Below are 13,723 nucleotides of genomic sequence, written 5' to 3' on the forward strand. Positions count from 1 at the left end.
TTCGCGCCGGTCGTCCAGGCGCCGAACGCGCGGGGGAGTACTTCACCCTCGGCCAGCCGGCGCCCTTCATGTCGATGGCGTCGCAGGTCACCGACAAGGCCCGCGAACAGACCCCGGCGATCGTGCACACCAACCAGACAGCACGCGTCCAGACCCTCACGCCCGGCCAGAACCCGTTCCTGCACGCCGTGCTGGACGCCTTCGCACGGCGCACCGGCGTCCCCGTACTGATCAACACCTCCCTCAACATCAAAGGCAAGCCGATCTGCGGCACGCCGGAGATGGCCCTGGACTGCCTGACCGGCTCCGGGCTCGACGCGCTGCTCCTCGAAGACTGGTGGGTGACGAAGCGATGAGGATCGGCTACAGCTTCTGGGGCTTCCTGGGCCCTGGCATCACCGACACACCCGACGGTGGCCGCAGCCACCGCCGCCCCTTCGTCGACGCGCTCATCGCCGACGGCCACGAGATCGTCTTCCTCCAGGCCGATCGCGACCGCGCCGAAGCCGGCGACATCCTCGACTACTCCTTCGCCCCCGACGACTTCCCCGAGATCGACGTGCTGTTCCTGGAGTGGCGCTGGCCGATCCCGGGCCGCAACACCACGGACTGCGCCAGCCCCGGCCACACCTGCGACCTGCACCGGCAGAACACACTCCTGCACCACTACACGGCCAGCCGCCGCACCCCCATGGTCATCTGGGACAAGGACCGCCGCCTTACGGCCGACTCCCCATGGCGACACGACCCCGGCGTCGCCGTCTGTGAAGCGGCCCTCAGCCCCTCACCGGGCGCCACATCCCTGCTCTTCCCTGTAGCGGACGAATGGCTCGACAACACAACCCCCGAAGCACTGGCCCGCACGAACCGACCGCTCTCGCTTGCCTACGTCGGCAACCAGTACGACCGCGACGACACCTTCGACCACTACTTCGCACCCGCCGCGGTGCACGTTCCGCACGCCGTCGTGGGCAAGTGGCACAACACCACCCGCTGGCCGCACGTGACCTTCCTCGGCCGCCACGGTTTCCACGACGCGATGAGGCTGTACGGCAGGGCGCTGGCCACGGTCCTGCTGCTGCCCCGGCGTTACGCCCGAGCCGGGCAGATGACGCAACGGATCTTCGAGGCCGTCCTCTCCGGCTGCCTGCCTCTTTGCCCCGCGGACATCCGTCACGCCCAACGCTTCGTCCCGCCCCCGCTCCTCGTGCGGACCGGCTCGGACGTCGTGCACACGCTGCACCGGCTCCGCACCGAGGCCGGCACCGACACCCATATCCAACTGCTCGCGGACTGCGTGTCCCGTCTCGAACCGTTCCGCCTCAGTCGGCAGGTCAAGGTGCTGAACGGCCTCGTGAACACCCTCGCGCCCGCCGGAGGCGTCCGATGAACCCGTCCCGTCCCCCTACCCTGGAGCACCATGAAGAGGGTCGCGATCGTGGGCTGCGGAGGCAGCGGCAAGTCGTACGTCGCCCGGGAACTCGGCCGACGGCTCGACGCCCCGGTGACGCACCTGGACGCCGTCTACTACGACGACGACTGGAACGAGTTGCCGAAGGACACGTTCGCCCAGCTGCAGCGCGACCTCGTCGCCACTCCGAACTGGGTGATCGACGGCAACTACAACTCGACCCTCCAGATCCGGCTGGAAGCCTGCGACACCGTGGTGTTCATGGACACGCCCACATGGACCTGCCTCTGGGGCGTCCTGTCCCGACAACTCCGCCACGGTCACGGCCAGAACAAGGACAACGGCATCTACAACCGCATCCACCTGGGCGTGCTCCGCTACGTCCTCTCGTACCGCCGCACGATGCGCCCGCGAGTGCTGGCGAAGATCGACGAGCATGCGCGCAGCCACGCGCAGGTGGTCATGCTGACGAGCAGACGCCAGGCCAGGCGCTGGCTCAGCGAAACGGCGGCCGGGTAGCCAAAGCTCTCGACGTCGCCTCCATCCAAGTCGGCGGCGACCGCTCATGACCGGGGGGACCTTCACCAAGACGTACGCCACCGAGGCCGAGCGCGTGCGAGCCCAGCACAACCACGAGTGGCTCAGCCACCATGCCGCACCCATGACGGTGCCCCCGATCACGGGCTCCGGGCCGGGGAAGCTGACGTTCGCATGGACCGACGGCCGCCACGCGGAACCTCGCGACCTCGAACAACTCGCCCGACACCTGGGCGCCTGCCACGAAGCAGCCTGGCGGAGCACCCTGCACAAGGCCCGCCTCACAACGGCGTACGTATCGGACGGCCACGTCCTTGCGAGCTTCATCGGCCCCCGCGCCACCGCCCTGTGCGAACGCTTCCGAGTGGGCTACGTTGCCTCGGCCCAAGCCCTGGACGCGACTCTCGCTCTTCTGCACAGGACAGCCGATCGCCCGGCCGCCTTCTACAAGGACACCAACCCACGCAACATCCTGATCCCCGCGTCCGGTCCACCAGTCACCGTCGACACGGACGACCTCACCCTCGCCCCGTTCGCCTACGACCTGGCGAAGCTCGTCGTCACCCTGTCCATGACGTACGGCCAACTCCCGGTCGCACTGATCGACCGAGCCCTCACCGCGTACAACACGGCCGCCGCCGCCCACCACGCCCGCCTGGGGGAGATCACCCTCACCCAGCTCATGGAGTACGCCGAACTCCACGGCATCCTCACCGCGCCGTACGTCGGTCGCGGAGGCTACCGCCGGCCTTGGCCCCACGTACGCCCGACTCCGACACCCCGGAGCCCTACATGCCCCTGACGTACGTCGGCGACGTCGTACGCGCCACGATCGCGGCATGCGTCGCGGAGGTGGCGAACCTCGGCGCCGTGATCAATGTCGCTTCCGGGCACAGTACTTCCCTCTCCACGGTTCTTGACGTCGCCGAGCGCCTCACGGGTCACCCGGTCGCCGTCGAGCGGGTCGGAGCCCGAGCAGGCGACGTGCCCGCCACCCTTGCGGATATCACCCAGGCCCGCGACCTGCTGGCCTGGAAGCCGGAGGTATCACTGACTGACGGCATGAAACAGCAACTCCGCCGCCTGAAGGAGTCCGCCTGATGCTGCGCGTCGCCGCCGTCATCCCCTGCCGCTACGGCTCAACCCGCTTCCCCGGCAAACCCCTCGCCGAACTGGCCGGCATGCCCCTGATGTGGCACGTCCATCAGCAATGCCTCAAGGCCCGGCAAGTCGCTGAGGCGGTGGTCGCGACCGACGACGAGCGCATAGCCGACGCCTGCGTACGGCTCGGAATCCCGCACCGGATGACCGGCGAGCACGCAACTGGCACGGATCGGGTGGCCGAGTGCGCCGAGCACCTGGACGCCGATGTCATCGTCAACGTTCAGGGGGACGAGCCCTTCATCGTGCCTGCCGCGATCGATGCCGTCGTATCTGTACTCCTGGGACCCGAGGCGCCGCCGCACGGCGGCGCAAACGGCTACGCCGAGATCATTAACCCCGCCGCCGTAATTGACCACAATGTGGTCAAGGTCGTGCTCCGTGCGGACGGTACAGCGCTGGCGTTCTCGCGACACCCGATCCCGTATCCGAAGGGCCTCCAGCCCACCTACCTACGTCAACTCGGCCTGTACGCCTTCACTCCGGAAGCCCTTCGCACCGCAACTCGTCTCCCACCCGGCCCAGCGGAGAAGTCCGAAGGCATCGAGATGCTCCGCTTCTTGGAGCACTCGCTCCCGGTGACCATGGTGCGAGTGCAGCATGAGGGCATCGCCATTGACACCCCGGAAGATCTCCAGCGCGCGCAGTCACGGTTGCGAGGGTGAGCGGTTGTGTCTCGACGGCGTAAAACGGGTGGCTGGCTGCTCCGGCGGGGCTTTCGGCAGCTAACAGTGTCGAGAAATCTGTGGCAGGGAGCCAGAGCGTCCAGGGTTCATGCGGACCGGCGAGAGAGGGCAGTCATCGACTTCCGTGGACTGACTTCCTTGAGTGGATCCGTCTGGATGAGCTCGCCTAGGCGCTTCCGCCAGTAATCGAGGTTGTGGCCAACAGTCGCTGCCGTGACGTTGCCCGGGGGGAGCCGGGTGTTGCGTGCACCGGCTCCTAACTGCTCCCGCTTGGAGCGGTTGTCGCGGTATTTTCGGGCAGTTTCTGGAGGCGTGGCAGGCCCGAGGCGGCGACCCACAGTACGCTCAGCGCGGCGCTCACCGTGCCGATCCACAGGGTGGGGCGCAGGCCCAGGGTGGTGCCCAGGGCACCGGCCAGCACCGCGCCGACGGGGCGGGCTCCGAAGTTGGCTGTCTGAACCACGCCCATCACGCGGGAACGCAAGCTCTCCGGGATGGCGGCGATCAGGTAGCTGTTGGAGGAGATGTCCATGATCGCGACGCCGCAGCCTGCGCCGAGCTGCGCGGCGATGAGTACCGTGATCACCAGCGGCGTCGGGCCATCGGCCAATGGCACGAGCAGCAGGGGCAGGCTGAAGCCGAGGAAGCCGGTGACGATGGCCGGGCCGATACCGATCCGCTTCACTACGCGCGGGGCGGCGTACGCGCCGGCCAGCCCGCCGAGCCCGGTCATGGCGACCACTGCCCCCAACGCCCCTGCCGTCAGGTGTAGTTCGGTGGTTGCGTACAGTGCGAACAGGGTGGCCAGGAGCGTGTTGCACAGACTCAGCATGCAGACCCCGGTCAGCAGCAGGCGAGGGTCACGGTTCTCCGTCACCCACCGCAGTCCGGCCATCAGCCCGCCCCCACGACGCGGTGCGGGCGGCGCTTCCTGGGGCCTGAGACCTCCAAGGCACATCGCCGACACCAGGTAGGTGGTGGCATCCACCAGCAGGGCGAATGGCGCCGACAGCACCTGGACCAACGCCCCGCCCGTGCTCGGCCCGGCCACCGAGGCCACCGAACTGCTCCCGGAGAGCAGCGCATTGGCGTCGACGTATCTGTCCGAGGCGACCACGGATGCGTAGACGTGGTGATTGCAGGCCCGGAACAGCACAGTGAGGGCCCCGACGGTGAACTCCGCCGCGTACAGATGGGCCATGGTCAGCGTTCCCCACGCATACGCCAGCGGTATGGAGGCGACCGTGACGAACCGGCCGAGGTCCGCGACGATCATTGCCCTGCGCCGGTTCGTCTGTCGGTCCGCCCAGAGCCCGCCCGGTATCGACAGCAGCAGAGAGGGCAGCAGCGCCACCGCAGTGAGCCACCCCATCTGGGCCGCGCCGGCGTCGAGCAACAGCACGGCGGCCAGCGGGATCGCGAGGTAGTTGATCTCATCCCCGATCAGCGAGGCGCTCCGCGCGCTCCAGTACAGCCGGAACCCCCGCTCCCGCAACAGCCCCACCCGGGGCGAGGTGCCGTCGGCGGTTCCCTGGCGCTGGTCCGCCCCGATTCCCACCTTGCTCACCGAGTGGTTCTGGCGGCGACGTCACACGCGCCGTAGGCGCAGGAGCTTGCCGACGGCGGGACTATGCCTTCCTTCCCCTCTGGCTTCCTCAACGGAATACCACCCCGATTCCCGGCTCACCGCCTCGGACAGCCGCTGATCACCAGTTGGCGTCATGACCGGACGGACACGAGTGCCCGGCGGCGCGGGGGCACTCGGTGCCCACTGTGAGGGACTGTCAACTCGGACCGGCCCTATAACTTTTCAGGTTCCCGGCGGCGCGCTCCTGGCAGAGGATGAGCGACCCCTGATCAACACAGGTGGCACAGAGCACGAGGCACGGCCCGCGCGGCGCCTTGCCGTCTGCCGAACCCTGGGGAGGGATGGGTCGGCTGACCTGGCGGAGCCTGGGATCACCGCAGTGCCGGAAACCACTTCGACGTCGAAAGCCATCTCACGTGCCTAAGAAGTCAAGCCGCGGCGGCCGGAGCCGCTGACAAGGAGGTGAATGCGTGATGTTCGTCGAAGAGCTGCCGGGTCTGCAGGCAGTGGTAGAGCTGGCCGAGCAGCCGGTTGAACAGATGCCGCTGGGCTTGGGCATGCCAGTCCCCCGCCTCGCGTCGGCGGCGGTAGTGCGCGTCGGCTCCGGGCGAGCTCCGCAGCGCGGAGAAGGCCCACAGGAAGCCCGCCGTGATCAGGCGGTCGTTCTTGATGTGCCGCCGCCCGACGAACTTCTTCTTGCCCGAGGCGCGGGTGATGGGGGCCGAGCCGGCATATGCCTTCAGAGCGCGGGCGTCGGCGAAGCGGTCGCAGTCATCGCCGATCTCAGCGAGCACCCGGGCGCCGAGCTGGACGCCGAGGCCGGGGAAGCTGAGCAGGATGTCAGCGTCCGGGTGCTCGCGAAAAGACTCTTCCACCGCCTCGGCCAGTTCATCGGCGGCTCGACAGGCGGCGTCCAACTGGACAAGGAGCGCGGCGAGTTGGTGCCCCATGGCGTCCTCGACGGCCTGCGGCTGGCGGGCGTAGTCACCCCGGAAGATCTCCCGCAGGCGCCGGGCCTCGGCCTCGATGCCGCGGGTGCGGCTCGCGTGGCGGAGTGCGGCCTGCAACTGGGTTACGGACAGCTTCGCCGCGCGGGCCGGGGTGGGAGCCGCCGCCAGAACGGCGCGGGCTTCCGGGCGGGCGAGGCCATGTTGCTTGCCCATGAAGGCATCCAGGGCAGCCGGAAAGTAGGTCCGCAGCAGCGATCGGACCTGGTTGACCAGTTGCTGGCGGCTCCAGACAGCGTCTTGCTGGGCGCGGACGAGCACGGTGATGGCGCGGGCCAGGTCGCTGTCCTGGGACAGCGGGCGGTGGGCGTGCATGTCGGTGCGGAGGATGTTCGCCAGGACCAGGGCGTCGCCGGGGTCGGACTTCTTGCGGCTGACGCCGTGCCGGTCGCGGTAGCGGGCGGCGGAGAGCGGATTGACCGCGTAGATGTGGCGGTTGCAGGTCCGCAGGGCGGCCACCAGCAGGCCGTGGCTGGTCTCGATGGCCACCGGTATCGGGTTCTCGGGGGTGTCGCCGTGCTCGGCGAGCAGTTCCAGCAGCACCCGGTAGCCGGCCGCGTCGTCGGTGATCCGCCGCTTGGCCAGCAGCGTGCCAGCTGCGTCGACCAGGGCGACGTCATGGTGGCGTTCGGCCCAGTCGATCCCGCAGTACACGTTCAATCCGTACTCCTTACCCTGTGCGTTTGTGCAGGTGACAAGCCTGTGTGGGCCACGCGGCGACCCAATTCCAGGACTCGAAGGTCCGCCATCTCACCAGCCGTTCGTGACGCCAGCGCCTCGCAGGGGCCTCGATCTTGGGCAGAGCTCGAAGGCTCGGGACAGCGAGGGGAGGTCACCCTGCGACGGGCTCGCACCACGAAGATCAATGTTCGAGACGGGTGGGTGAGTTCCGCAGCGGCCCGTAGGCGCCGGGCGCCACCGGTCCTTCGTGAGGCCTCGACGGGCCCGGACCACACAGGAGTCTGGCCGGCGCCCACGCGGCCGCTACGAACCTCACCACTTCGACAGTCCGCCAGCCCTCGTTCGGGCTGGTCTGGAACCACCTACTCACGAATTAGGACCGCACGCATGCTCACGCTTCTGGCCCCAGGGGTGGACACCCGTGCCCTGGGAGTATCCGCGCTCAGCCCCGCCACGTTGAAAGGCAGCGGGGGTGGCATCGGTTCCCGCAGGATCGACCATCGCCTCGCCACGGCGAAGGGCACCATCGGTGTCGGTACCCGCCGGTCCGCCCTAAGTCCAGCCACGTTGAAAGGCGCCGGCATCGGCGTCGGTACCCGCAGGAGGGTACGTCACGTCGCGACGGCGAAGGGCGGTCCGAGCGTTGGCACTCGTCGCAGGTCCATCCTCTACTCCGCCACCGCGAAGAACGGGGGCATTGGCGTCGGCTCCCGTCGGCCTGTTCGCCGCCCCGCCACCTTGGAGGTCAATGGTCCAGGGACCGGTACACGCAAGTCCATCAGCCACTGGGCCGCGGCGAAGGGTGGGGGTATCGGCATCGGCGGCCGCCGGCCTATGCGCCGCCCTGCTGTTCTGAAGACTGGTGGTGGCATCGGTAGCCGGCGTAGGTCCGTCCGCTACCCGACTACGGCGAAGAGCGGCCCTGGCGTGGGTACCCGCAGGCCCGTCCGCTACCTCGCCGCGCCGAGGGCCGGCGTACGCGTCCGGGGTGGCGTCAGCGTTGGCGAGCGGTCCCGCAGGTCCAGCCCTGTCGGTCCGGGCAGGCGCTAGCCGTCACCGACGCGAGTTCCGGTTGATGTTGGTGAACGGGAGGAAGCGATGGAGGACCCGCCGATCACGATGGAGCGGTGGGAGGGCCTGGAGTGTGCCGGACAGCTCGACCTCGTGCTGCCGATGTACAAGGAAATCTGGGTCGAACCGCCGTACTGCGAAGGCGCCAAGGAACTCGCCGAGTTCCTCGACCGCTTCGCGCAGGAGGTCTTCCTGCCCCGCGCACGCCTCGTCGTAGCCCGCTGCGGCGGCCTGCCCATCGGTTATGCCTTCGGCTATCCCCTGCCGTCCGACACTGGATGGTGGAAGGCGATGGACGAGGAGACGACACCGGAGTTCGCGGCCGAGACCGGCAAGCGCACGCTGGGCATCGTCGAACTCGCGGTACGCGCCCCCTGGCGCCGCCAAGGCGTGGCGGCTCGGTTGCACGACCACCTCCAGGCGGACTTGGGCGTCGAGCGTGTCACGCTGGCGATGCGGACCGAGCCGGAAGCGGCACCCGCGCACGCCACCTACGCCGCTTGGGGCTACCGCCAGGTCGGCCACTGGCGGCAAGCCGACGACGGACCCGTGTCCCACGTCATGCTGCTGAACCTGCCGGCTGCCAGCCTCGGGTCCGGGCAGTGATCGTATGAGAGTGAGCCCTGCCAACTGAGAGGTCGTTTTCAGCTAGTTTGCGTCGCCTCATGCGTCACAGGGGGTACTCGCGCCTCTCCCGTGTCGGGTTCCTGTGCGGAGCGGCGGGAGTAATCGGGGATATCAACTCACCTTGGGATGAGACGGGCTTCACAGGATGAGACAGGCAATATGGGCTCCCCGCGCGCCTCGTCAACCGCACCAGCCCCTAAGGTCTCCCAAACGCCACTCCATCACGGGGACTTGTTGGGATGAAACAGGCTCTATAGATGAAAACGACCTCTGAAAGAGCGTTTTGTCCCCGCGAGGTTGTTTGGTGGCGCTTCGAAGGGCGAGTGGGTCCGTGACTGCTGAGATGAGAGTGGTCAATGCCGCCTGCGTGACGGGGGACTCCATATCTCTGCCCGTTTGAGTCGAGTCGCTCCTGTCTGATCCCAAAGCGCCCCCGGTTGACGCTGTTTGCGCCCTGGGGATGCGTCGCGCCCGACGGTACTACCGAAACATGACGCGACAGCGCCCGTATCCCAGCGATCTGTCCGATGCCCGCTGGGAGTTGATCGGCCCCACGCTCACCGCCTGGCGGGCCGAGCGCAGAGGCAAGGGCCTGGACATCGGCCGCCCGCCCGCGCACGACCTGCGCCGCATCATGGACGCCATCTTGTACGTCGACCGCACCGGGATCCCCTGGCGTTACCTGCCGCATGATTTCGCACCGTGGGAGACGGTCTACGGCTACTTCGCCGCATGGCAGAAGGAAGGTGTCTTCGACCAGCTCAACGGCCTGCTTCGGCGGCTGGTGCGTGAAGCCGAAGGCCGGGATGCCGAGCCGAGCGCCTGCGTGCTGGACGCGCAGAGCATCAAGACCTCTGCCAACGTGCCGGCGGCCGGCCAGGGTATCGACGCGGGCAAGAAGATCGCAGGCCGCAAGCGCCACATCGGCGTCGATACCCTCGGCCTGCTGCTGGCCGTCTGGGTGACCGCGGCGAGTGTCTCCGACAACACCGGCGGCATCCACCTGCTCTCCCAGATCTCCGCCGCAACCCCTCGAGTGACCAAGGCATGGGCCGACACCGGCTACCGAACGAAAGTCATCGACCACGCCGCCCGCCTCGGCATCGACCTCGAAGTCGTCCAACGCGACCCCGGCATCAAAGGGTTCAAGGTGAGCCCCCGACGTTGGGTGGTCGAGCGGACCCTCGGCTGGCTGATGCATCACCGCCGTCTCGCACGCGATTACGAGACCCACCCCCACCGGTCCGAAGCCATAATCCGCGTCGCAATGATCGACCTCATAAGCCGCAGACTCACCCGCGAATCCACCCCGAACTGGCGCGACACCTGAACCTCGAACCAAACAACCTCGCGGGGACAAAACGCTCTTTCAGGGGTCGGACCGGTGGGGCTGGAGGCTTCAGTACCAGGCGGCGGCCGGCGGGCGCCGAGCCTCGGTCGTCGTCCACGTGTGGGACTGCCCGGAAGCCCCGGCCGGAGGGGAGGAGCCGGACGTGTTCGCCGCACTTGACGAGCTGCGACGGCCCGGCGCCACGGCATGCTCCGAGTGCGGCGCGGACGTCGCCCTTGGGCCCCTCGCCTGAAAGGTCGCTAGCCCGTTGGTCGTCACCCTGTGAGTCATGACCAAGCGGCTGGCAAGATCAGCCCGGCTGGCAGAGGTACCCCGCTCGGAGGAACCAGACCCGTTGGCGGTACGCCAGTCGCCCGGAAGAAGCCGACCCTGCCGCCGGAGAACTGTGTCCCGCTGAAGTCAACCGTGCCGCTGGAGAACTCTGCCCGGCTGAAGTTGACCGTGCCGCTGGTGAACTGTGTCCCGTTGAAGTTGACCGCGCTGCCGGAGAACTGTGTCCCGCTGAAGTCGACCGCGCTGCCGGAGAACTGCGCCCTGTCGAAGTTGCCCGTGCCGCTGGAGAACTGTGCCCCGCTGAAGTTGACCGTGCCGCTGGTGAACTGTGTCCCGTTGAAGTCGACCATGCCGCCGGAGAACTGCACCCGAAAGAAGCTGATCGGGCTGCCGGAGAACTCCATCCCGGTGAAGAGGACCGCGCCGCCGGAGAACTCGACCTCGATGAAGCCGACCGTGCCGCCGGAGAACTGCACCCGGTGGAAGTTGACCGTGCCGCTGGAGAACTTTGCCCCGCTGAAGCTGACAGTGCCGCTGGAGAACTTTGCCCCGCTGAAGTCGACCGCGCTGCCGGAGAACTGCGCCGCGGTGAAGTCGACCGTGCCGCCGGAGAACTGCGCCCCACCGAAGCGGACCGTGCTGCCGGAGAACTGCGCCCCGATGAAGTCCCCGCCGTCGAACACGACGCCGGTGAAGTCGAAGTCGTGTCCCTGCCAGGAGCGCGGGTCCCGCAGCGGCAGGCGCAGGTGGTCGCAGATGAGTCGGATGATCGTGTGCCGGACCTCCCGCAGCGCCAGGTAGGCATGCCGAGCGTCCGTGTCGCCTGCCGACAGCGCGGACTCGGCGACGTATGGCAGGCGCAGGTAGGCGCACAGGACGTCGATGCAGGTCTGGCGTAGTTCCCGGGTGGGGGCATCGTCGGCGAGTCCGGCCAGGGCGTGCACGCCGCCGAGGCGGACCGCGGCGGATTCCTCGCCGAGCTGGGAGACGGCGGTGGTGAAGCGTTCGGTGTGCAGGCGGGTGGCCTCCCGCAGCGCGCCGTCCTCGTCGACCCGCTGGCGTCGATAGGCGACGACCAGGGCGACCAGGGCACCGGCCCCGGCGACCACCCCGAAGGAGAGCTTGACCAGGTCGAAGAGGGTCGTGGAGTCGATGTGGTGTTCGGGCTTGAGGCCGCGGACGCTCAGGAGGTCCCACCCGGCGAGGAACACGCCGGCGGCGATGGCGAGCGCGGCGGTGAAGGTCAGGGGCAGGACGATCCACACGTGCCACAGGCGCAGGCCGCGCCGCTCAGCCCGGCGTCCGGGCGGGGAGAGTCTCACGAGAGACAGGACGGTCCGCCCCGAGCGACGGTTCTCGGGGCGACGGGTCATAGCGAGCTAGACCTCCCAACGGTTGAGGTTGTGACTGCCGGGCTGGTGAACATCGACCATCCGTACTTAGCATGTTCTGGTTTGCCGTGCAGCCAGGCCTCCTTCAGAGGTCGTGTTCTTCCGCCGTTTCATCCTGTGATGCGTGTTTGATCCGCTGATGTCGGGTCGCGCCAGGAGATGGTGGTCTCGCCGGTGAGGCGGCGGGCCATCAGGTCGGTCATGGCGAGATGGATCATGCCGCAGCCGGCGTGACCGTGCTGTCCCGCATCGCCGCCGCCCACCCGCACGTCACGAAGGCCTGGGTGGACGCCGGGTATCGCACCACCGTCATCGACCACGGCGCTGCCTCGGCATCGACGTCCACCGCCCGTATCGCTGATGCTGCTGCGCTGGCGATTCTGAGCTCGCTGATCGCTCCCACCCTGTACGGGCTTGCAGAGGATCAGGCCCGCCGGGTGCTGTTGCCGAGTCCCACCTCTGGCCTGCCGACGGGTGGCACCGCCGTGGCGGATTCTCTGTTCCTGCTGGTGCCCATGGCGAGCTGTGTCGTCGCCGTCGTGCTGGCGGGCGGGCGCCGGAGCGTCCATCGGCCTCCCCCCACGTGTTGCCGCCTCGCATAGGGGATATGAACCCGGGAGGCGGTTCGTTCCGCTCATGAGGGAGAAGGATGAGTCTCGCCAGTCAGGCACTGCCTCTTGTTGGTGTCGCCATCGGCGCGGTGGTGTCCCTAGCTGTCTCCGCAGTGAACGAGCGCACTCGGTGGCGGCGCCAGCAATCCGTCCGATGGGACGAGCGGCGCCTGAACGCCTATGCGGAATACGCCCACACCGTCAAGCAACTCAGCAGCCGGTACACAGGGCTAGCCATCGCTCGGGGGCTCATTACCGGGCCGACGCCGCTGGAGCCGACCGATGAGGTGCTCAAGGAACTCGCAGCAACAGAGGCCCACCGATCGGCGCTCGCAGAGGCCCTCTGGCTCCTCGGCGACGTGGACAGCAATACCGCCGCCATCAAACTGAACCACGCGCTCTGGCACCTCGAGTGGCTGGCCCGCGGGATACCGACCACCGGCATCGCCACATGGCCCGAGGCGTACCTTGAGTTCCGGAAGGCCCGCACGGACTTCCTCAAGGCCGTGCGCTGCGATCTGGGTGTCCGGGGGGCGCGGATCGCCCACGATGTCCCATGGCCTCCACCGTGGCGCCCCTCGGGCGACACAGGAGCGGGCGGGCCCTGAGAACCCATCCTTGAACCCGGAGCGCGCGACTGTTGGGACGGCAGAGTCGTTGGACCGGCATGACTGATGTTCTGGAGAATTGCGCGTTCCGCCTCCAGCCGTCTCACCCGGCAGCCCGCCTATCCGACCGCAGCGGCACCCCGGCCGATAACAGCCGTCCATGCCGTCCGTCATGGCAGGTGGTCAGGCGCCGGGCTGGACGCCACGACATCGTCCAGGACTCGGTCTCGCAGTTGGACCGCTAGCCGGTCAATCGCGTTGACCAGCGCCACGACGACCTCCAAGGGTTCACCAGAGTCGACTGCCGCTTCGGCGTCCTCCAGGAGTTTGGAGGGCGTCCATGCACAGCTCTGCACGGGCCGCGCGTTCTTCTGGGGCGGCGCTGGTCAACTGCTCGTGGGCGAGGACTGCGGCGAGGTTCTCCAAGTGGGTGCGGGACGAGATCAGTTGCTGCATCGCTGAATCAAGACGTTCATACGCCACGTCACCGCAACGACGCGTCCTCACTACAGTCACCGCCCTTGGCACAGCGGTCGATCAACGGTTCAACGATGGGTTCTCAGTGGCGGTTGGTGAGGACGGGCGGTGGCTTGGCTCAGCAGTTGAAGATGGAGACGCCCTTGAACGATTCACCCCTGTGGTAGCCCGTCGTGAAGGACATGGAGCTGCCGGTCCTGAACCCGTCTGTCGAGTAGCTGAACTTGACATCGGCGCAGGCGG

At 68.0% G+C, this 13,723-nt stretch carries 12 protein-coding genes and 3 pseudogenes; 11 read left to right on the forward strand and 4 right to left on the reverse strand.

The window, feature by feature from the left end; genetic code table 11:
* Nucleotides 1-74 precede the first annotated feature (74 nt).
* The 6 genes from IQ210_RS48080 to IQ210_RS41870 are packed head-to-tail and all read left to right on the forward strand — an operon-like array spanning nt 75 to nt 3,774.
* Nucleotides 75-356 (forward strand): carbamoyltransferase C-terminal domain-containing protein, encoded by a 282-nt coding sequence (locus IQ210_RS48080; protein WP_265584751.1) that lies wholly within the window; start codon nt 75-77, stop codon nt 354-356.
* Nucleotides 353-1,390, forward strand: a complete 1,038-nt coding sequence (locus IQ210_RS41850) for a hypothetical protein (protein WP_194084490.1) — start codon at nt 353-355, stop codon at nt 1,388-1,390. The genes IQ210_RS48080 and IQ210_RS41850 overlap by 4 nt, the downstream gene beginning before the upstream one ends.
* A 30-nt stretch (nt 1,391-1,420) precedes the next feature.
* Nucleotides 1,421-1,930: a P-loop NTPase family protein gene (locus tag IQ210_RS41855; RefSeq protein WP_194084491.1), complete on the forward strand. Its 510-nt coding sequence runs from the start codon at nt 1,421-1,423 to the stop codon at nt 1,928-1,930.
* Between the two features lie 46 nt (nt 1,931-1,976).
* Nucleotides 1,977-2,750, forward strand: a complete 774-nt coding sequence (locus IQ210_RS41860; RefSeq protein ID WP_194084492.1) for a phosphotransferase — start codon at nt 1,977-1,979, stop codon at nt 2,748-2,750.
* Complete coding sequence (locus IQ210_RS41865) at nt 2,741-3,049, forward strand: Rossmann-fold NAD(P)-binding domain-containing protein (protein ID WP_194084493.1); 309 nt, start codon at nt 2,741-2,743, stop codon at nt 3,047-3,049. Before IQ210_RS41860 ends, IQ210_RS41865 begins: the two co-directional genes overlap by 10 nt.
* Entirely contained in the window at nt 3,049-3,774 is a 726-nt protein-coding gene (locus IQ210_RS41870) for a 3-deoxy-manno-octulosonate cytidylyltransferase (protein WP_194084494.1), read from the forward strand. The genes IQ210_RS41865 and IQ210_RS41870 overlap by 1 nt, the downstream gene beginning before the upstream one ends.
* Nucleotides 3,775-4,051: 277 nt before the next feature.
* On the opposite strand, the gene IQ210_RS41875 is transcribed toward IQ210_RS41870, so the two are convergent.
* Nucleotides 4,052-5,362 (reverse strand): MFS transporter, encoded by a 1,311-nt coding sequence (locus tag IQ210_RS41875; RefSeq protein WP_322658099.1) that lies wholly within the window; start codon nt 5,360-5,362, stop codon nt 4,052-4,054.
* A 449-nt stretch (nt 5,363-5,811) separates the two neighbouring features.
* Nucleotides 5,812-7,050, reverse strand: a complete 1,239-nt coding sequence (locus tag IQ210_RS41880) for an IS110 family RNA-guided transposase (protein ID WP_194084495.1) — start codon at nt 7,048-7,050, stop codon at nt 5,812-5,814.
* A 1,119-nt stretch (nt 7,051-8,169) separates the two neighbouring features.
* Here IQ210_RS41880 and IQ210_RS41885 point away from each other — a divergent pair.
* From IQ210_RS41885 to IQ210_RS47665, 3 genes and pseudogenes are all read left to right on the forward strand, one after another.
* Entirely contained in the window at nt 8,170-8,748 is a 579-nt protein-coding gene (locus IQ210_RS41885; protein ID WP_194084496.1) for a GNAT family N-acetyltransferase, read from the forward strand.
* 511 nt (nt 8,749-9,259) lie between these two features.
* Nucleotides 9,260-10,099: an IS5 family transposase gene (locus IQ210_RS41890; protein ID WP_194084497.1), complete on the forward strand. Its 840-nt coding sequence runs from the start codon at nt 9,260-9,262 to the stop codon at nt 10,097-10,099.
* Nucleotides 10,100-10,172: 73 nt separating this feature from the next.
* Nucleotides 10,173-10,352 (forward strand): annotated as a pseudogene (locus IQ210_RS47665) (DUF6233 domain-containing protein); the annotation flags it as partial.
* A gap of 34 nt (nt 10,353-10,386) precedes the next feature.
* On the opposite strand, the gene IQ210_RS41895 reads toward IQ210_RS47665, so the two are convergent.
* Nucleotides 10,387-11,715, reverse strand: coding sequence for a pentapeptide repeat-containing protein (locus IQ210_RS41895; protein ID WP_322658103.1), 1,329 nt, complete (start codon nt 11,713-11,715; stop codon nt 10,387-10,389).
* 179 nt (nt 11,716-11,894) lie between these two features.
* Nucleotides 11,895-12,002, reverse strand: a pseudogene (locus tag IQ210_RS48385) (IS5 family transposase); the annotation flags it as partial.
* 9 nt (nt 12,003-12,011) lie between these two features.
* Between IQ210_RS48385 and IQ210_RS48390 the strand changes: the two are divergent.
* Together IQ210_RS48390 and IQ210_RS41910 are read left to right on the forward strand one after the other, a co-directional pair.
* Nucleotides 12,012-12,127: pseudogene (locus IQ210_RS48390) on the forward strand (IS5 family transposase); the annotation flags it as partial.
* A 306-nt stretch (nt 12,128-12,433) separates the two neighbouring features.
* Entirely contained in the window at nt 12,434-13,003 is a 570-nt protein-coding gene (locus IQ210_RS41910) for a hypothetical protein (RefSeq protein WP_194084499.1), read from the forward strand.
* The last annotated feature ends 720 nt before the right edge of the window (nt 13,004-13,723 follow it).

It is taken from the genome of Streptomyces justiciae, assembly GCF_015163075.1.
In the GTDB taxonomy this organism is placed as follows: domain Bacteria; phylum Actinomycetota; class Actinomycetes; order Streptomycetales; family Streptomycetaceae; genus Streptomyces; species Streptomyces justiciae.